The 20,456-nt window shown below is 44.2% G+C and carries 16 protein-coding genes; 9 read left to right on the top strand and 7 right to left on the bottom strand.

Annotated features, from left to right (window positions below; translation table 11 throughout):
* Positions 1-23: 23 nt before the first annotated feature.
* Positions 24-1,667: a phosphoenolpyruvate carboxykinase (ATP) gene (gene pckA / locus ACX0G7_RS18380; RefSeq protein ID WP_458924981.1), complete on the top strand. Its 1,644-nt coding sequence runs from the start codon at positions 24-26 to the stop codon at positions 1,665-1,667.
* Positions 1,668-1,712: 45 nt separating this feature from the next.
* Here pckA and ACX0G7_RS18375 read toward each other — a convergent pair whose 3' ends face one another.
* Both ACX0G7_RS18375 and ACX0G7_RS18370 read right to left on the bottom strand, forming a co-directional pair.
* A complete protein-coding gene (locus ACX0G7_RS18375; protein ID WP_458924980.1) occupies positions 1,713-2,327 on the bottom strand; it encodes a LysE family translocator in 615 nt (204 codons plus the stop codon).
* 125 nt (positions 2,328-2,452) lie between these two features.
* Positions 2,453-2,836, bottom strand: a complete 384-nt coding sequence (locus ACX0G7_RS18370; RefSeq protein ID WP_458924979.1) for a rhodanese-like domain-containing protein — start codon at positions 2,834-2,836, stop codon at positions 2,453-2,455.
* A 359-nt stretch (positions 2,837-3,195) separates the two neighbouring features.
* Here ACX0G7_RS18370 and ACX0G7_RS18365 point away from each other — a divergent pair, with 359 nt between their 5' ends.
* Positions 3,196-4,047 (top strand): class I SAM-dependent methyltransferase, encoded by an 852-nt coding sequence (locus tag ACX0G7_RS18365; protein WP_458924978.1) that lies wholly within the window; start codon positions 3,196-3,198, stop codon positions 4,045-4,047.
* 98 nt (positions 4,048-4,145) lie between these two features.
* Here the strand turns inward: ACX0G7_RS18365 and ACX0G7_RS18360 are convergent, their stop codons facing one another.
* Both ACX0G7_RS18360 and ACX0G7_RS18355 read right to left on the bottom strand, forming a co-directional pair.
* A complete protein-coding gene (locus ACX0G7_RS18360; RefSeq protein ID WP_458924977.1) occupies positions 4,146-5,405 on the bottom strand; it encodes an RNA polymerase sigma factor in 1,260 nt (419 codons plus the stop codon).
* A 7-nt stretch (positions 5,406-5,412) separates the two neighbouring features.
* The gene (locus ACX0G7_RS18355) at positions 5,413-5,751 is read right to left on the bottom strand and encodes a YciI family protein (protein WP_458924976.1); all 339 of its coding nucleotides are present in this window, start codon (positions 5,749-5,751) and stop codon (positions 5,413-5,415) included.
* A 194-nt stretch (positions 5,752-5,945) separates the two neighbouring features.
* Between ACX0G7_RS18355 and ACX0G7_RS18350 the strand changes: the two genes are divergently transcribed.
* The gene (locus tag ACX0G7_RS18350; RefSeq protein WP_458924975.1) at positions 5,946-7,220 is read left to right on the top strand and encodes an alginate export family protein; all 1,275 of its coding nucleotides are present in this window, start codon (positions 5,946-5,948) and stop codon (positions 7,218-7,220) included.
* Between the two features lie 16 nt (positions 7,221-7,236).
* Here ACX0G7_RS18350 and ACX0G7_RS18345 read toward each other — a convergent pair whose 3' ends face one another.
* Both ACX0G7_RS18345 and ACX0G7_RS18340 read right to left on the bottom strand, forming a co-directional pair.
* The gene (locus ACX0G7_RS18345) at positions 7,237-7,656 is read right to left on the bottom strand and encodes a pyridoxamine 5'-phosphate oxidase family protein (RefSeq protein WP_458924974.1); all 420 of its coding nucleotides are present in this window, start codon (positions 7,654-7,656) and stop codon (positions 7,237-7,239) included.
* 143 nt (positions 7,657-7,799) lie between these two features.
* The gene (locus ACX0G7_RS18340) at positions 7,800-9,095 is read right to left on the bottom strand and encodes a serine hydrolase domain-containing protein (protein WP_458924973.1); all 1,296 of its coding nucleotides are present in this window, start codon (positions 9,093-9,095) and stop codon (positions 7,800-7,802) included.
* A 179-nt stretch (positions 9,096-9,274) separates the two neighbouring features.
* Here ACX0G7_RS18340 and ACX0G7_RS18335 point away from each other — a divergent pair, with 179 nt between their 5' ends.
* A complete protein-coding gene (locus tag ACX0G7_RS18335; protein WP_458924972.1) occupies positions 9,275-11,089 on the top strand; it encodes a DUF885 domain-containing protein in 1,815 nt (604 codons plus the stop codon).
* 78 nt (positions 11,090-11,167) lie between these two features.
* Complete coding sequence (locus ACX0G7_RS18330; RefSeq protein WP_458924971.1) at positions 11,168-12,064, top strand: sugar phosphate isomerase/epimerase family protein; 897 nt, start codon at positions 11,168-11,170, stop codon at positions 12,062-12,064.
* On the opposite strand, the gene ACX0G7_RS18325 is transcribed toward ACX0G7_RS18330, so the two are convergent.
* A complete protein-coding gene (locus ACX0G7_RS18325; protein WP_458924970.1) occupies positions 12,065-13,060 on the bottom strand; it encodes a GlxA family transcriptional regulator in 996 nt (331 codons plus the stop codon).
* A 204-nt stretch (positions 13,061-13,264) separates the two neighbouring features.
* Here ACX0G7_RS18325 and ACX0G7_RS18320 point away from each other — a divergent pair, with 204 nt between their 5' ends.
* The 4 genes from ACX0G7_RS18320 to ACX0G7_RS18305 all read left to right on the top strand — a co-directional run bounded on the left by ACX0G7_RS18320 (position 13,265) and on the right by ACX0G7_RS18305 (position 20,435).
* Entirely contained in the window at positions 13,265-13,717 is a 453-nt protein-coding gene (locus ACX0G7_RS18320) for a DUF1569 domain-containing protein (RefSeq protein ID WP_458924969.1), read from the top strand.
* A 409-nt stretch (positions 13,718-14,126) separates the two neighbouring features.
* Positions 14,127-17,090 (top strand): SusC/RagA family TonB-linked outer membrane protein, encoded by a 2,964-nt coding sequence (locus tag ACX0G7_RS18315; protein ID WP_458924968.1) that lies wholly within the window; start codon positions 14,127-14,129, stop codon positions 17,088-17,090.
* A 16-nt stretch (positions 17,091-17,106) separates the two neighbouring features.
* A complete protein-coding gene (locus tag ACX0G7_RS18310) occupies positions 17,107-18,747 on the top strand; it encodes a RagB/SusD family nutrient uptake outer membrane protein (RefSeq protein WP_458924967.1) in 1,641 nt (546 codons plus the stop codon).
* 38 nt (positions 18,748-18,785) lie between these two features.
* Positions 18,786-20,435: a glycoside hydrolase family 28 protein gene (locus ACX0G7_RS18305; protein ID WP_458924966.1), complete on the top strand. Its 1,650-nt coding sequence runs from the start codon at positions 18,786-18,788 to the stop codon at positions 20,433-20,435.
* Positions 20,436-20,456: the final 21 nt, after the last annotated feature.

The raw sequence follows: 20,456 nt of genomic DNA, 5'->3' as shown, positions 1-20,456 counted from the left end.
GGGTTGTTAAATAATTCAATATCTTGAGTACATACGAACGTTCGTTAGTTTTTATCAAACATCATATTATGCAGCTTGCCATGCAAAAATCCCTCCTGAGCCTGGGTATCGAGGTCAATACCCTGCACTATCAGCTTCAGCCCGCCGAACTTACAAGCCAAACCCTGGCTTTAAAGCAGGGAAAATTGAATGATCGCGGGGCACTGTGCGTAAATACCGGCAAATTTACCGGCCGGTCACCCAAAGATCGGTTCATCGTCATGGATGCCCTCACCCGTAAAACAGTGGATTGGGGCGATGTGAACATCGCATTTGATGCCAGGAAATTTGATAGTTTATACGACAAAGTTTGTGGATACCTCTCTTCCCGGAAAGAGATCTGGGTGCGTGACTGCTATGCTTGTGCAGAAGACAGGTACAGGCTGAATGTACGGGTCATTACCGATACTCCCTGGGCAAATTTATTTTGTCATCATTTGTTTTTGCGGCCGGAAGAAAGTGAGTTGCCTTATTCGCAGACTGACTGGTTGATTGTGCAGGCGCCGGGATTTATAGCCTCCCCGTCTGAAGATGGCACAAGACAGGAAAACTTTTCGATCATCAATTTCACCCGGAAGATCATATTGATTGGTGGCACTGCTTATACCGGCGAGATAAAAAAAGCATTGTTTGGTGTACTCAATTTTGTTTTGCCACAACGTAAAAAAGTATTGTCTATGCATTGTGCTGCCAATGAAGGCAGGAAAGGAGATGTTGCATTGTTTTTTGGATTAAGCGGTACGGGAAAAACTACACTTAGTACTGATCCGGGTCGTAGCCTGATCGGCGATGATGAACATGGTTGGGCAGAAGGAACTGTATTTAACTTCGAGGGTGGCTGTTATGCAAAGTGCATCCGGCTGGATGCTGAAAAAGAACCGCAGATCTTCAACGCGATCCGAGGCGGAACATTGCTGGAAAATGTGGTTTTTTATGAGGGCACCGATCGGGTCAATTATGATGATGACTCTGTCAGTGAAAATACAAGGGCCGCATACCCGATCGATTATATCAACAATGCGAAACAGCCTTCTGTTGGTGGCAATCCCAGGAACATATTTTTTCTTACCTGTGACGCTTCAGGCGTATTGCCCCCTATCAGTAAACTTAACAAGGGCCAGGCCATGTTCCATTATATCAGTGGTTACACCGCAAAGATCGCTGGTACCGAGGTAGGGATCGCTCAACCCCAACCCGTGTTTTCCGCTTGCTTTGGGAGAGTTTTCCTGCCTTTAAACCCGGTTGAGTATGCAGAAATACTCGGCGGTTTACTGGAGGCGCATCCTGAAATTAATGTCTGGCTGGTTAATACCGGGTGGACGGGAGGCGGATTTGGAAATGGCAAACGCATTTCCCTGCAATATACGAGAGCTATGATCCGCGCAGCGCTTAACGGTGACCTGGCGAATGTAAATTATGATACAGACGAGCATTTCAATTTCCGGATCCCCCAGGCGGTACCGGGAGTACCATTGTCTATGCTTAATCCACGTTTAAGCTGGCAGAGTGAAAATCACTATGATGAAGCGGCAAATCATCTTGCCGAATTATTCATTAGAAATTTTGAAAAATATGAGGATAAGGCAGGGGCTGAAACTAAAGCCGCAATGCCACGTATGCTGACGTAAGCAGCAAGGTTCAAAACAAGTCGCCTATGCCTACACGTTATAGAATCAATTATATAGGCCGATAAAGAATTTTGTAAAGGCAAATATGCCAAGTGCAAGCATCAGGTAGCCAGGTATTTTTCTGATCACAGAGTGTTTATCCAGGAGGATTTTCGAAAGCTTCCTTGCGGCGAAGGTCACCAGTAATAGCAAAGAAAAAACGCCCAGCGATACTCCTGTTAAGTAAGAATGAAGTCCAATTGAAGTGCTGAGATCGATCCAGTCCTGGCTCTTGAAATATGCGGTCGCCCCGGTCCAATAAGGTATCGCGAGGGGATTTAATATCCCAAGTAACACGCCTTTTACAAAACCGTTCGGCTTTGAACTGGTCTTTGGTTTTGCCGGTCCATGCGATGAGAAGATGGCAATAAGTCCAAGGGCACTCATAACAATTGCCGTGATCAACTGCATATTCGAAACAATCATCGGACTGGTTCTGATCAGCAGTTCAAAACGCACGGCTATCCATGCATAAAAATATTCTACGATCGCGGCTCCCGCTGCCATACGGATTGCCACCGAAGATTTATGATCCAGGCCGGACTGCAAAACACTCAGGTTTATCGTACCCGGTGTAAGAGAACCCAGGAAGCTAAAAGCGTAACTGATAAATATATTCAAATTACATCGATTGGTAACTAAGCAAAATCGTCCGCATAATGCTGCGGCGCATGACTCTTTATCGTGGTTTCAATACGAGGTGGGTGGCTTCTGATAATGTTTTGCAATTTGGCTTGATGCAAAGGTTATGGCTTCGTTACTGGTTTACCAGCCTCATTCCACGCCTTTATACCTCCATCCAGGGCTATCACTGTTTTGAACCCGCTTTGCAGCAGGTAATCTGCGGCCTTATCACTTCTCACACCTCCGAGACAGTATAAATAGACTGGTTTAGATTTATCAAGCTTTGCCGTTTTCTCTTTGAATTCTTCGGGGTTTTGCCAGTTGACATTTATGGCACCTTTGATATGACCTTCTTTAAATTCCTCAGGCCTTCTTACATCCACGATGATCGCCTTCTTATCTGAAATTCCCTTCTGGAACTCGTCAGCTGATACCGTCTTTTTATCCTGGGCTACTGAAACGACTGTTATGAACAGGCTTAGCGCCAGGCTGAGTAACTTTTTCATGATGTCTGTCAATATTTGTTTGCCGCATCTGCGGTACTCAAAATAATGGTTCCTTAAATATGAACTAAGGCAAAAATAATCATATTTTTCAGGGCCGGAAACCGGCCAAAGTCACCTCATTTTATTGTCTCATGTTCAAAGTGTTACTTGCATGATGGATAGACGCACATATCATCATTTCAACAAACGCCAATCCCGTCACAATAGTTACTAGACGTTCTGACGGTGTAAAATATTTACGCTGGACTTTTAAGTCATATTTTAGGACCTGTCAGGCAAAATAGAAAAACCAGCGTAAGTTAAATTTGCACCATCATAATCAAATAACGTTAAGTTCACAATCTCAAAAACCTTATTACATGAATGCAAACACAGAATTACTTCAAAAAACAAACCACGTTAATCCTAACAAGGCCCTATGGGAAAAAGGTGATTTCACCAGGCTCGCAGAAACGATGCGCAAAAGTGGTGAGAAGCTTGTAGCCAGCCTTAACATCACAAAAGACATGGATGTGCTTGATCTTGGTTGTGGCGACGGAACCACTGCCATACCGGAAGCGCGGCTGGGCGCAAAGGTAACAGGGCTTGACATCGCGCGTAACCTCGTAGCAGCCGGCAATGCAAGAGCTAAAGCGGAAGGACTGACCAATTGCCATTTTTACGAAGCCGATGCCACTGACCTCCACGATACCCCGGATGCTTCTTTCGACCTGGTAGTAACTATATTTGGAGCTATGTTCGCCCCAAAGCCATTCGATGTCGCAAAAGAAATGGTGAGGGTGACCCGTCCCGGTGGTAGAATAGTTATGGGTAACTGGATACCCGGCGATCCAACACTTGTGGCTCAAATCCTCAAAATCAGCAGCGCTTATATGCCACCGCCGCCTGAAGGATTTGTAAGCCCGATGTTATGGGGTGTTGAGCAGCATGTGACTGACCGGTTTGTAGCAGCAGGTATACCAGCAGCAAACATATCTTTCAGCAGGGAGACTTTCACGTTCGAAGCACCGTATAGCACTGCAGAATTTGTAAGTCAGTTTAGAAACTTTTATGGGCCTACCATGAATGCATTTGAAGCGGCAGAGAAAAACGGTAAAACCGCCGAACTGCAAAATGAACTTGAAGTATTATTCAAAAGCCAGAACAAAAGCGATGACGCTGGTAAGACTTCAATACCTGCTACTTTTTTAAAAGTGACGGTACTCCGCTGAACCGGGAACAAACTATAATAACATTTTAATTTTTGAAACCCGCATTTCACCTGAACATTGCAACAGGTGGTGCGGGTTTTGAGCATCCTGTATACAAATCATGATTTTCGGTTTAGCTGCTGAAGTTTATAACTAATGAATTGTTGCTCAGCGAAAGTTGTAGCCAGTTTCAACGCATGTTGAAATCGTTCCCCGGCCTCTTCATACCTGCCTTCATCATAATAAATTTCTCCCAGGGCGGTATGGTAAAGATGATTGTTGTCTAAACCCCTGATCGCACTTAGTTCTGCCAGCGCTGTTTTGCGATCGATGGCATACGAGGCAGCTATCGCCTTATTCAGAGCGATGATATTGGATGGGTGATGTTCTGATAATATAGTATAAAGATGATAAATGGCCTTCCAGTTTGTACGCTCAAAGTCCGGTGACGTCGCATGCAACCATGCAATTGCAGCTTCCAGGTGATACACTGAAGTTTCTTCCTGTGTTGCCAGTTCAAGAAAGTAATTGCCCTGTCTGATCAATGGCCGGTACCATAGATTCCGGTCCTGGTATTTCAACAAAATAATATTCCCTTTATCATCCAGGCGGGCATTTAGCCGGGATGCCTGGAAACAGAACAAGGCGAGTAGCGCGTGGGTTCTCGGACCAGTTGTAGCAGGATGTTTAGTAAGCAGGTAACCCAGTCTCATTGCTTCTTCACAAAGTTCTTCTCGTATTAATTGCTCAGGATGCGAGGAATGATAACCCTCATTAAACAGAAGATAAAGACTGTGCAGCACAGCTTCGAGGCGGTCCTTAATTTTTGAGGCAGCAGGCAGCTCAAGTGAAATGTTATCCGTCCTGATTTTTTCTCTCGCCCTGTAAATCCTTTTGGCAATTGTTTCTTCCTCTTTCAGAAATGCCCTGGCAATCTCGCCAGTGCTTAAACCACACAGTGTTTTTAATATAAGCGCGATTTGTGATTCCAGGGGTATGGAGGGATGGCAACAGGCAAACATCATACGGAGCTGGCTATCCATGATCTCTTCAACTTCAAATAACCCTTGTACCGTAGCCGATAAAGTATATTCAGATTGTAACAGGTATTGAAGCTTTGGCTGGAGATGCCTGAAAGTTTTTTCTCTCCTGATAAGATCAACGGCCTTGTTCCTTGCAACCCGGTGTAACCAGGCTGTTGGATTATCCGGCAGACCATTGTATGCCCACGTTGTCATGGCCTTCAACAATGTATCCTGTACTATGTCTTCGGCCATGTAGAGTTGCTGTAACCCCAGGAGTTTTGATAAAACAGCAATCATCTTTCCCGACTCATGCCGGAAAAGATGATCGATCGTCTGGTGAATAGAAGGCTGCATACGTTAATTACATATCCAATTTCATTACCTGCCGAACCTGTACCTGGCCGCCATAGTTGAAATCAGGATAATTTTTACACTCCTCAACGGCTTCTTCCATGCTGTTGGCATTCATGATAAAATAGCCACCAACAACTTCCTTTCCTTCGGTATAAGGGCCGTCTGTAACTGAAGAGGGGCCGCTCACCAATTTGCCGCCGGGCAGAAGGGGTTCGCCTGAAACATATTTTCCTTCTTTAGAAAGTTTCTCCACCCAGGCCAACCATTTACCCATATTTGCCTGCAGGTCGGCAGGAGATGCATCCATAGAAATTCCCCCGTGAAAGATCAACATGAACTTTTCCATAATAAATGTTTTTAGGTTTTAAGATGATTCAGGGTATGACGAAGCCACTAATGAGAACCGGACAAAAAAGGTGAAAAATATTTTAAATGGACATTTTTTAATCAAGATAATTCTAAAAATGATTTTATCGTATCTGGAAAGTAAAATGGGATTGCCATAATTTCGAAGCCATCAGGAACCGGATAAAAATATTATTGACTGTACTGTTCGCTTTCCTTAATGAGGATTCATTGATAGCTCAGGAGGCAGATACGTCGACAGAGTTGTCAATTCAGCTGGAATTAAGACCGAGGGCCGAATACCGGTATAATTTTATCTATCCGCCGCAGGATACACTCCCCGAATTTTTTAATGTAACCCAACGCAACCGTTTGTCTGTATTGTACGCCAGGCGCAAATGGCTGCTAAAATCGGATTTCCAGGAGATACATTACTGGGATAAAAACGAGGGATCAAAAGCAGGCAGTATCAACTTTTACCAGCTATACCTGGAAAGTAAATTCAATGGAGTTAATCTCAGGGTAGGCAGGCAAGGTGTTCTGCTGGACAATGGCAGGATTTTTTCAGATGCCCCCTGGGCACAACAAAGCCGGGCACATGAGGGAATAAGGTTTATGAAATACTCTAAAAAATTCAGGAATGATTTGTTCCTGTTGTTTACCCGAAAGTATAGTAATGAGTTTGACCCGGCCTTTTCGCCGGTTATTGCACACCGGTATAAGTACCTCGTGTTATATCATCTTAGTTTTCGTCCGAATATGAACTTCTCCTTTAATTCAATTAACGCCATGGATGTTTTCAGAGATGAAAATGGCGGCGCCGATTACGCTCGCTTTACAACCGGTGGAAGGGTTGAATTATCAAACAAGCAATGGTATTCAACGCTCAACGGTTTTGTACAATTTGGTCGGGATCCACGCGGTAAAAAATTGTTGGCGTGGTATATTCAACCGGAATTAAGATTGACAATAAACAAAAATATCTTCAGGGTAGGCGCGGAATTTCTTAGTGGATCCGGGCCAGGCTTATCGCCTGAGAGGTCTGGCGATTTTGATGTGTTATATGGTGTAGCCTGGAAGTTTATGGGTAATATGAATATCTTCACCCGTTTTCCTCCAGATGTTGCCGGCAACGGATTGATCAATCCTTACTTCTTTATATTGATTCCTATCGTTAAGAACTTAGCTTTCCGATCAGATTTTCACCTCTTTTTTTCTCAGCATTCTCCTGGCCGGAACACGGGTCAGACAACCAAAAAATATCTTGGATTCGAAAACGATTTATCCTTCAGGTATATACCGCTAACAAACATCGAAGTTAATTACGGGTTTTCTTTTTTCAAATCATCATCGGCCATGAAGTTTCTTCCCAAGATCCAGGATGAAAATAAAATGGCCTATTGGAGTTACCTGATGATTTCCTGCAATCTCAACATCCTTGATTCAAAGCGGTACAACAACCGTAATTAATAGAAGTTAATTTCAATTAATCTGCTGTGTATTCGCCTTCCTCGTCTTTGTGCCAGAACTGAACGCGTTTAGCAACCACTTTGATCAGGCAGATACCCGGAGTGTCAATTCCTTTTGGAAACCACATTTCCAGTTCCTTCATCCATTTTTCAGCCAGCATACTTTTTTGCGTAATAATGGAAGCGTTGCCATAACATTCGATAAACAACATGTCGTCTCTCTGGTATACCAGGCTAACTTTCGGATCCTTCTCAATTTGTTTTACCTTATTGCTGTCGGAGTAGCTGAAAAACCATGAGGTGCCATCAAATTCGACCTTTCCATTGTTACTCATCGGACGCGAATGATATACATTCCTGCCATCCTGGGTGACCATCATGCAGAAGTCCAGGTTCTTCATTTTTGCCGACAAGGTACTGAGAGATACTTTTTTCATATTGTTTTACGACTGATTATTCAATAACTGCGCCATGGCAAAGCGATATTTTATCATCCAATGCGCGTGAAGCAATATTGTATTAACTCAATGGCTGTGAACCGGTATCGTATTAATGCTATGTATGATATAAGAAGGTCTTATCAATCCAATGCCTGGTATACCAGTACCCTGAATTTTTCGCCAAGATCACCGTGACTGTTAGGAACCTGTTGCGTCATTAGGAGCGCTACGATTTTCTCTTTTGGATCGGCCCAATAGCTTGTTCCAAAATAGCCACCCCATTCAAAAGACCCTTCACTCACCGGGGACTGGGCGCTCCCTCTTTCTGTTGTGATACCAAAGCCTAAACCAAACTTGCCGTCTCCCATTGTCAGGTCTCCAATCTGGTTCATGGTCATCATCCGGACTGAACTTCTCGATAATATCCTTTTACCATTATATTCACCCCCGTTCAAAAACATTTGCATGAAAATCGCATAATCATACATGGTAGACGATAACCCACCACCTCCCGAATAGAAAGTGCCGTTAGTGTTTGGATAATTCAATCTTATGTTGTTAACAGTTTCAGGAGCCCTGGCGAGATGTTTTAAAGAGTCTTCTGTGTAAAGTGAAGCCAGGCGGTTGTGTTTGGAAGGCGGCAGATAAAAATAACTGTCCTTCATGCCGAGGGGTTCGAATATTCTCCTGGCAAAAAACTCATTCAACTTCACGCCTGACGTTACTTCTACCAGGTATCCCAACACATCGGTATTTAATCCGTAGGTCCATCTTTCCCCCGGGTGATGCGCCAATGGCAAGGCACCCAGTTTTTTTATTTCCTGTCCCAGTGTTTTATCTTTTGCATCAATCCCGCTGGGAATGCCGGCTTTCGCGTAAATCGCCCTCATGTTCCTGCTTCCTATTTCCGCATAGTCAATACCGGAAGTATGTGTGAGCAGATCCCTGATCGTGATTTCTCTTTTTGCGGGAAAAGTAGTGTATGAAGAATCTGCTTCATTAAACTTGTCGATGACCTTTGGTTTTGCAAATTCGGGGATGTATTTTGAAATAGGATCATCAAGCAAAAATTTTCCTTCTTCGTAAAGGATCATTACTGCAGCACTGGTGATTGCCTTGGTTTGGGAGGCAATGCGGAATATGGCATCTCTTTTTAGCGGCGTCTTCTTTTCAATATCATCATACCCGATACCTTTGTAGTAAACAATTTTACCGTCGTGTACAATGATGGCTGTTGCGCCGGCGATCCATTTCCTGTCAACATAATCCTGGATCATCCGGTCGATGCGTTGTAGCCTTTCTGCTGAATATCCTGCGGTCGATGGATTTGCTTCAGCCAGCGTTGGTTTCCTGTTAGTGGTAACCGTGCCGGATTGAGCAAGCCCGTAAGTGTAAAGGATATTGATCGCAAGGAACAGCAAACTTAATTCTCTCATTCTTGGGTTGATTTTTTACATTATTTTATCTGGTGAAGTCCTGGAATAACTTTTATCAAACGTTTCTTTTCTGCCATTTATAAATGTAGACTTTTAATCAATATTAACTTGTGCGTTACCGCAACCGGCGGGCAAATGAATTTTTTCTATCTTCCGTTATACTAAAGGCCAACACCAACATGAGATTCATTTTGCTGCTCATCAGCTTGCCGGCGTTAATAGGAGCTTGTAATTCAAAGCAACCGGCTGCCGCTTCACAATCCACCGGCAATATCGATAGCCTGTTCACGGAGTATTATACTTTTAAAAAACGGATAAACCCCATCGAAGCCACCAAGGCCGGCTTTTCCGAACATAATTCACAACTGGCAAATTATATTTCGGAACCATACCAACAGGATTTGTTAGCCCGCTATTCGGGTTTCCTGAAAGAAGTTGCCCGGTATGACTCAACGATGGTGAGTCCTTCACAATGGTTGAGCCTTGGTGTTATGGAGTGGGATTGTAAGATCAAAATCGAAGGTTTACAAAACACGTTAACAACCATTCCCTCGCCAATGTATGATATGCCGAGCTTTGAGCTGTTTCCACTGAACCAGATCCAATCTCTTCATCTGTATTTTTCACAGCTGGCAGGTGGCAACAGCCTGCAGCCATTCAAAACTGTTACCGATTACGAAAACTGGCTCAGGCGGGTTGATGGCTACCTCGTTTTCCTGGATACCTGTATCGGAAAAATGAAGGAGGGTATCGCAAAGGGCATTGTTGCTCCAAAAGTGGTGGTCAAAAAAATGATCCCCCAGATTGAACAGTTTGCAGGAACGGACGTGACCGCACATTTGTTCTTCGCTCCGGTCAAAGCTTTACCGCCCGGACTTCCGGCACCGGATAAACAGCGGATCACTAAAGAATACACTGCAATGATCAGTGAGAAACTAATTCCGAAATACCAGCAGCTGCTTTCTTTCCTCGTCAATACATATTTGCCCGCTGCCCGCGAATCGGTTGGACTTAGTGCTTTGCCTGGCGGGGCGGAAACTTTTCAGTATCTGATCAGGTATCATACCACCACAAATATGACGGCTCCACAGATCCATGAACTGGGGAAAAAAGAGGTGGCAAGGATCCTTTCGGAAATGGAGAAAGTAAAGACTGATATTGGATTCAAGGGCAACCTAAGGGAGTTCTTTGAACATGTAAGGAGCAATAAACAACTGATGCCCTATAAACGTCCCGAAGAGGTCCTGCAGGGGTTCAACCGCATCCATCAGCGACTGAATGTAAAACTTGGTGATGTGTTTGATCTTAAACCAAAGGGCGCATTTGAAGTTCGTCGCACTGAATCGTTTCGCGAAGCTTCGGCGAGTGCAGAGTTTCTTCCGGGCAGCAAAGATGGTTCAAGACCCGGCGTATTTTATGTGCCTGTTCCCGATGTGAAAACATACAATGTATTTTCTGACGAAGCATTGTTTTTACACGAAGCAATACCAGGCCATTACTATCAACTCACCCTCCAGCAGGAAAATGATGAACTTCCCGAATTCCTGCATCCTGAAAGTATTTCTGTATTTGTTGAAGGCTGGGGTTTGTATGCGGAATCGCTCGGGAAAGAACTCGGTCTATATGAAGATCCTTATCAGTATTTTGGCATGCTCAGCATGGAAATGCATCGTGCCATCAGGCTTGTACTTGAGACGGGCATCCATACCATGGGGTGGACGAGGGAGCAGGCTATCGAATATTCTCTCAGGAATGAAGCTGAATCGGAAGATGGAATAACTGTGGAAGTTGAACGATATATTGCTTCTCCGGGTGCCGCCCTGTGTTATAAGGTAGGACAAATAAAAATAAGAGAGCTCCGTTCAAGAGCGGAGCAGGCACTGGGTAACAAATTTTCGGTGAAAGATTTTCATAACCAGGTCTTGAATTCAGGTAGCTTACCGCTTGTTTTACTGGAAAAGAAAATTGATTCATGGATCGCTGAGAAGAAATAGCTGACACTTAAAAGCCCGATGTTTGCCCTTATATTTGGCTTCTAGATAAAAGCATCACAACAAATAAACATCAACCATATGAGTAATGAGCTTTCACGTCGCGGCTTTCTTAAGAACAGTGTAAGTGCGGGTATGGTCCTCTCCCTGGCTAACCCATTTGAGTTATTGAAAGTGGAGCAGGCGGGCATGAGAATGGGACTTGTGACATATCAGTGGGGAAAGGACTGGGATCTTCCGACCTTGATTGCAAATTGTGAGAAGACCGGTTTCCTGGGAGTTGAGTTAAGAACACAACATGCGCACAAAGTGGAGTCTGACTTAAGTACTGCTCAACGTGCAGAAGTTAAAAAACGATTTGCTGATAGTAAAGTAACCTGCATTGGATATGGATCGAATTTTGAGTACCATAGTCCGGATCAGCAGGTGTTGAGAAAAAATATTGCCGAGACGAAAGACTATGTAAAGTTGTGCAAGGACATCGGTGCATCAGGTCTGAAGGTTAAACCAAATTACCTGCCGCCTGAAGTGTCAAAGGAAAAAACAATTGCGCAGATAGCAGCTTCTTTAAATGAAGTTGGAAAATTTGCAAAAGATTACGGCCAGTTAATACGGGTAGAGGTGCATGGCAAGCACACACAGGAGATTCCGAACATGAAAGCTATTTTTGAGCAGGTTACCGAATCAAACGTAAAGATGTGCTGGAACAGCAATGAGACGGATCTTTTGCCACCTGGACTGGAAGCTAATTTCAACAGCGTAAAAAAATGGTTCGGCGATACGGTTCATGTACGGAACTTAAATGATAAGGTTTATTCATTTCAAACCCTGATCAGCCTTTTTAAATCCATCGATTACAAAGGATGGATCCTGCTTGAAGCACACGATAGTCCTGCCGACAGGATTGCAGCCATGAAAGAACAACTTGCCTTGTTTAATACTATGGTGAATAACACAAAAACAGCTGGAACAAAATAATCAGTTGGAGGCCGGAGGATAGGCTTGATTGTACTTATTCCTATACTCCATGGGCGTGAGACCCGTGATTTTTTTAAAGACGGTTCTGAAGGTTTTCAGATCATTGTAACCGACATCATAGGTGACAGCAGCAATATTAGTTTCACCGGCCTCTAATGCTTTTTTTGCTGCTTCCACTTTTATCTTCTGAATAAATTCAATTGGATTCAAAGACGTGGCGTTTTTAAAGCGGCGTATAAAGTTTCGTTTGCTCATATTCACCTGGCCTGCAATCTGCTCTACTGAAATATCGGTCTTGAATTGTCTCTCGATCAATGTCTGGGCCTCGTGTATCGCATGATCATTATGCTGCCGTTGTCCCGAAAAAATGGTAAAAACACTTTGTGATGTACGTCCGTAATCAAGACCATAAAATTTGCTCAGCTCTATGGCTACCTCTTTGCTGCAGGCGTTTTCAATGAAGTATAACATTGCATTCAAAGACGAAAAACCTCCGCCCCCGGTGATGATAGCTTTAGAGTTCGTAACTACAAGGTCCGGTTGAAAATGAATCAGTGGATACCGCTTTTGCAGATCTTCTATTGCTCCCCAATGCGAGGTAGCCGGCATGCCGTTTAACAAACCTGCTTCAGCCGCAAAATAAGCGCCGGTGCAGAGACTGATCACCTGAGCTCCTTCAGCATAATTTTTCTTCACCCATGCTATCAGAGTTTTGTTTTTCGATAGCAGCTTATTCATGTCATCCTGCGATGAAACAGCAGGCGGGATAACTACCACATCAGTGTTGAATTTATCTGAAATAGTTTTGTCGCAGGTGAATTGGACAGGCAGTTTTAACTGCACTTTCCTGACATGAACCCCAACGAGATCCACCTGGAAAGGCACAGGTTTGCCTCTGCGGATCGCCGCCTCATTTGCACTTGTCAACAATGAAGTGATGCTTGAAAGTGCTGTCAGCACAACTTCCTCATAAACCAGGATGGAAATATGTTTCATAATGGATGTTGCTAATACCAGTTCGAATGTATTAAAAAATAATGGCACGAAATACACCTTTGAATGTCACTTTACCACAGTGGAAGGTGGCGGAAGCCGGTCTAATTTTATCCCTGACATAAGCAATCTGCCAGGTAAAAGTCCGGTAGCGAAATCAAAGTAGTGGTGATTAAACCATTTGACCTCTTAAAAACCAATACAGGCATGAAAACAGTATTTGATAAATCAGTACGGGATGAATTGATAACAAGGATCTATGCCTTGGATAAAAGCAGCAAACGTCAATGGGGCAAGATGGAAATTCACCAGATGGCAAAGCATTGCATTATATGGGACGAATGGGTGTTGGGTATAAGAAAGACCGGGTATAAGCAAACGCTATTGGGGTTGATATTCGGCAAAATGGCCTTGAAGTCCCAGGTGAAAGATGACCGCCCAATAAAAAGAAATATGCCTACGACCCGTTATTTTATCGTCAAAGATACAGATGGAGATTTAGAAGATCTGAAGCAGACATGGGTCGCCCTTATTCGTGCATATGCGCACTTTTCAAACCCGGATTTCGTTCATGATTTTTTTGGAAAGATGACTGTAGACGAAATCGGGATTTTTGCGTACAAACATGCAGACCATCATTTAAGACAGTTTAGCGCATAGGTGATTTCATCTTTCCTGTCTTAGTTGCCGGACCTTCTTTTTATCTCCGGCTAGCCAGATAGTATTCCTCCATGCTAATCTTGTTGAAGCATCCGGATTATTTATTCTCTCTACGCCACCCTTTATGCGAACCACCAGGGTACTTGTACAGTATCCGATCCTGATGCCATACGTTTATCTCCATCCTTAGAATTTTCTCCATTGCTGTAGACAATCGGACAATCCAGGGCAAGTGCCCATAGATTGATGGTCGGATTTCTGGTAAAATACCAGTTTTTATACCTTTTTGACCAAAAAGCGGACATCATACTTCGATCGCAAGGCTAGATTGCGTGTAACGATACACCAATGAAAACTGTTGCCAAACCAAAAGGCATCACTTCATTTCATTAACCAAAAGCTTGCTTATATGAAGAAATTCCTGCTCTCTTTTATTGTGATCTTCGTTTCTCTCACTTTGTTTTCCCAGCCAGGCACGGCAACAATCATCTCTGGGACTATACTGGAAGACAGCACTGATGCACCGTTGTCCGGTGTATCCGTCACGCTGAAGGGAACCTCGGTCGGCGCCACGACCAATTCAAAAGGGTCATTTACACTTAATGTTCCAGGTGATCAAAAATCAGTCGATTTACTTATTTCCTCCCGGGGCTATACCGCTATGGAGGTAAGTGCAGCGGCAGGGCAGCCCCTGGTCGTTAGGTTGTCCCGTGTTGCCACCGCGCTCGATGAGGTGGTTGTAATTGGGTATGGTTCAGTCCGGAAAAAGGATCTCACCGGCTCAGTAGTGTCGCTCAAAGGTTCCGAACTTAAGGAAGTACCTAGTACGAATGTGTTGGAAGCTGCCCAGGGAAAGATTGCGGGGGCTGATATTACCAAAAGCAGTGGTCAGGCAGGTGCGGGCGTTAACATTCGCATAAGGGGAAACCGTTCGATAGGAGGAAATAATGCTCCGCTGATTATCGTTGACGGCGTTCAGTATTCCAATATACAGGATATCAATCCCAATGATATAGAATCCATGGAGGTGCTGAAAGACGCTTCTTCAGTAGCAATCTATGGTTCCAGGGGCGCTAATGGAGTGATAATCATTACCAGCAAGTCAGGTGCTGCAGGAAAAATGGAGGTAAATGTCAATGCTTATGCCGGGCGTTCGGAGGTGACGATGTATCCCAAACCGATGGGTTTTGATGAATATGTAGGGTTTAAACGCGAGGCTTACCGGACAACTGGTGATTGGAACAGCCCGGCAGATGATCCGAAGGTTTTTACAGGTGCCGGTGAACTATATTCTGTTCAAAACCGGATATGGTCGGACTACCTGGAAGAGCTCTTTCACCCTGGTCTCCAGCAGGAATATCAGGTGGGTATCCGCGGGGGAACCGAAAAACTTAAAGCTTACTTATCACTTGGTTACTTCAACGAAAGGGGTGTGCTTAAACTTGATGAACTGAAAAGATATACAGCCAGGCTGAATGTGGACTATACGGTCAATAAGGTGGTAAAACTCGGATTGCAGAGCCAGCTCACATATTATGACCAGAGTTTAAGAAGGGATCCGCTTAACCAGGCTAATAAGATTAGTCCCCTTGGTTCTTTGTATGACTCTGCCGGGAATTTCAATTATGTTATGCTGGGCAATGGCCCGGTCAATCCCCTGGCTGACGAGCAGCCTAATGTATATGATGGCAATAACCTGACTACCCGTTCACTGATCAATGCTTATGTTGATATAAGGCCATTACCGGGGCTTAGCTTCCGAAGCACCGTTGGAGTCACACTTCAGTCTGCCCGCAGTGGAAGTTATGCTTCTCCCAAATCACTCGATCGGTTCCTGACAGGTAAATCACTGGCGAGTATTGCCGCTAGCAATTCAAAGAACTTAAACTGGGAGAACGTTATTACCTATCAAAAAAATCTCGGTAAACATGGCTTTACCATTACCGGGGTTGGAAGCTATCTCGGTGGAGTTTCAGACGATGTAAGCGCTTCAGGTGTCAACCAGTTATTATCTACTCAACTTTACTATGCGCTCCAGAACACAACGGAGCAAAAAGAGATTTTTTCATCTTATTCCAAAAACGACCTGGTATCATTCGCTGGCAGATTCAACTATAATTTCAACAGTAAATATTTGTTGACCCTGACGGCGCGAGGTGATGGTTCATCCAAATTATCCGAAGGTAAAAAATGGACCTTCTTCCCGTCAGCGGCAGTCGCCTGGAGAATAAAAGAAGAGAACTTCCTGCGGGATGTTGGTTTTCTCAGTGATCTGAAAGTGCGGGCATCTTATGGTGTGGCCGGTAATGATCCGTCAGGACCTTATGCTACACAAAGCGGGCTCACCCGCCTTGCTTATGGTTGGGATGAAGCCGCCGCTGCTGCCTACACTTTTTCAAGGCTCGTGGGCAATACAGATCTTTCATGGGAGCTTTCAAAAACAATAAACCTCGGACTGGATGCGTCCTTTTTTGACAACAGGATCAACCTCGCCGTGGATGTTTATGATACCAGAACAGAAGACCTTTTGCTGGTAAGAGGGCTGCCACCAACAACAGGCGTAACAACCATCAATCAGAACGTCGGTAAAACCAGGAATAAGGGACTCGAAATTACTTTGGGAACAACCAATATCAGTACCAAAGACTTTAGCTGGACAACCAACCTGACATTCACCACAAACAAAGAGGAGATCGTATCGCTGGTAATCCCTGGCGCAAATGACATTGGAAACGGCTGGTTCATTGGTCAGCCAATCAATGTGTATTATGATTATGAAAAGCTTGGAATATGGCAAATAAAAGATCCATCCTCCGGTGCCACATTTAATGCAAAACCAGGTGACATCCGGGTGAAGGATCAGAACGGAGATGGAAAAATTGATAGTCAGAATGATCGTGTCATCCTGGGAAACCCACGGCCGAAATGGATGGGTGGGTTTGACAACACGGTGACTTTTAAAGGTTTTGATTTCCGGGTATTTATTTATGCAAGGGTGGGGCAGATGATTTCTTCGGACCGCTATGGTAAGTTTAATCCTAACGGTCTGGAAACAAATATGGAAGGCATGGATTACTGGACGCCCGAGAATCCTACCAATGCTTATCCCCGTCCCAATAAAAACGGTGGATTGCTTTACCTAAGCACATTGGCTTACCAGGATGGCTCTTTCGCGAGAATCAGGGATCTCTCATTAGGATACACTATCCCCGCCAAAAACCTGCAGGGTTCATTCATTAAAGCTTTCCGGGTATATGCGACAGGCAAAAACCTGTTTACGTTCACTGATCTCAATTATGATCCTGAACGGGGTGGTTCAGAAAATTTCCCGATGACAAAACTTTTTGTAGTGGGACTCAATGTTACCCTATAACCTCTAAAAGAACATTATGAAACGCATTATCATAGCTTGCATATATCTCGCATTTTCAGGAGTCCTGTTTTCATGCAAAAAAACACTGGTTGAATACAATCCAAGTGGCCTCACTGCCGAAAGTGTTTATAGCACACCTGAAGGGTTCGAAACACTGGTAAACGCTGCTTACACCTACCAGCGCTGGTGGTACGGGAAAGAAGAGGCTTATAATATGGCTGAAACAGGTACGGATCTGTGGACAAGTGCCACCGGAGAAGTTTACCGCGATCTTACAACATATGAAAATCTTCAGGCCGGAAACGCAGCACTGGCCAGTGAATGGAGAGAGCTATATGCTGCCGTCAATTTGTGTAACGGTGGGATAAACCGGATCGCTGATGCCGGGCTTACGCCCCAGATGCGTACAACCCGTGAAAGTGAGTTAAAATTCCTGAGGGCTTTTTATTACTGGCATATCGTTGAAACCTGGGGCGGCGTACATTTTACACTTGAAGAAACCAAGGGATTGATTTCAACCGCTAACCGGACACCGGTGGATACTTTTTATAAGCAAATTTTCAGCGATCTGCAATTTGCGGTCGCAAATCTTCCCAACACCCAACCGGAATATGGCCGGGTAAATAAGCCCGCGGCACAGGCTTTTCTCGCGCGCATGTATTTGACCAGGGGCATGAACGCAGAGGCACTCGCAACTGCGCAGACTGTTATTGCGAATACCAATTATAAACTCGAGGCGAATTACGTCGATCTCTGGAAGATGAGCAATCTTAAAAGTAAAGAAGTTATTTATGCAGTAAACTATGCGGTGAACTTAGCGGTAAACGATCTCATCAATACGTCATTAAACCCATATGGCCATAGTCGCGGTAGCAATAACGGTCACTTGTTGTTCCTGATGAAATATGATGATCTTCCGGGACTCACAAGGGATCTTACTTATGGACGTCCGTTTAACCGATATATGCCAACCCGCTTTTTGCTTGATCTTTATTCGGATGATGATGCCCGTTATGAAGGATCGTTTATGCAGGCCTGGCTCGCGAATTCAACGTCGAGACCTGCAGGTATGAACATTGGCGATACGGCGGTTTATGTGACGAAAAAGGAAATTGATGATGCTTATGAGGCAACACGTAAATACCGGACTTACGACAGGAGTAAAGTGTATAATGCAAACGGCACTGTAAAAGACAACCTGAGATATGTAACACTTTCTAAGTTTATGGATCCTACCAGGCCCAATTTTAACGAAGCCCAGAGCGCAAGGGATGTATTTGTAATTCGTTTGGCTGAACTGTACCTGATAGCCGCCGAGGCCAATATGAAGCTGGGAGATAATGCAGCCGCGGCAACACTGATAAATGTATTGAGAACAAGAGCCGCCAAACCCGGTCGTGCTGCTGCGATGCAGATAAGTGCAGCAGATATAACGCTCGACTTTATTCTCGATGAGAGAGCAAGAGAACTTGCAGGAGAACAGCTTCGCTGGTTTGATCTTAAACGTACTGGTAAGTTGTTGTCTCGTATCCAGGCGTACAGTCCGAACAATGCCGTTCACATTAAACCTTACCATGTGCTTCGGCCAATTCCACAAACACAGATTGATGCGGTGACAAACCGTGATGAGTTCAAACAGAACGAAGGATATCAGTAAATAATACCAGTTGTTTAAAAATCGATTAAATAGATTTCATGAGTAAATCAAGTTTTATTGTATCACTCGTTGTTGCCGTAGCCTGCTCTTTCTCTTACGGCTATGGCCAGGCAAAGAAATACAATTGGAATAACCTGCCGGTTATCAATATGCCCGTATTTAAAAAAGATACTGTTATTATAACCGCATTCGGAGCGAAACCGGATGGCATTACGCTCAATACTCATAGTATAAACAAAGCTATAGAGGATTGCAGCAAAAAAGGGGGAGGTGTGGTGCTGATCCCGGCAGGAGTGTGGCTCACCGGGCCGATTTCTTTGAAAAGTAATGTAAACCTTCATGTCAGTCGCTCCGCACTGTTGCAGTTTAGTGGAGACAAAAGTTTGTATAAACTGGTTGAAGCAAATTTCGAGGGTCGTAAAACAGTCCGTAACCAGGCCCCGATATCAGGTTCAGATTTGACAAATATTGCCATCACCGGTGACGGAGTTATTGATGGAAATGGTGATGTGTGGAGGGCTGTGAAAAAAGACAAGCTGACTGCAGGGGAGTGGCAGCACTTAATCAGTTCAGGGGGGGTGACAGACAAAGATGGTAAAACCTGGTTTCCATCGGCCGCTTATGAAGCAGGTGAAAAAGGCAGGGATACAATGAATCTAAAAAGCGTGGAAGATTTTGCAACCATCAAAGACTATTTGCGTCCGAACTTACTTGTTCTGATGAATTGCAAAAAAGTTTTGCTGCAGAACGCTACTTTCCAGAATTCACCTGCCTGGTGTTTGCATATCATTTATTCCGAGCATGTAACCTTTGATGGTGTTAAGGTACGCAACCTGCCTAGTGCTCAGAACGGTGATGGGATCGACATTGAATCCTGTTCGTTCGTTGAGGTAAAAAATAGTACGCTCGATTGTGGAGATGATGGTATCTGTATCAAATCAGGAAAGGATGAAGAGGGACGAAAGGTCGGTAAACCTTCACAGTATATCGTGATACGGGATAACGTGATTTATCGTGGACATGGGGGTTTTGTTATCGGAAGTGAGATGTCGGGAGGAGCTCATGATATCTTTGTTTCTGACTGTACTTTCATCGGTACTGATATCGGCCTTCGTTTCAAAACGACCAGGGGCCGTGGTGGAATAGTTGAAGACATCTATATCAGGAATATCGTCATGCACAATATCGTGCATGAAGCGATACTTTTTGACATGTATTATTTTGCTAAGGCCCAAAGCCTTGCACAAACCAACGGGATAGTAAATATCCCCCAGGCAACCGGGGCTACACCGCAATTTCGTCGCTTTTATATCGATAATTTAGTTTGCGATGGAGCAGGGAAAGCGATGCTCATCAGGGGATTACCCGAAATGAGCATTAAAGAAATCTTTCTTAGCAATGTTGTTATCAAATCAAAGAAAGGGGTAGATATACTTGAAGCAAGTGACCTAGATATGCGCGGAATTACGCTGCAAAGCGAACAATCAGCCCCATTGATCAACATTGAAAACAGTAAGAATATTAACTTTGACAGGATTGTTACCACCAAACCCCCGGAATTGTTTTTCAGTGTGAATGGAGACCGGTCGGCTAATATCAAAGTTCAGCAAACAGATATGTCAGCGGCGAAAAGCAGGGTTAATTTTAATTATGGTGCGGATGCTGCAACATTTATTTCCGGAAAATAAATGCCCTTTCGTTGATGGGCC

The organism is Flavitalea antarctica, from assembly GCF_054461535.1.
This window is presented reverse-complemented; position numbering and strand designations above follow the sequence as displayed.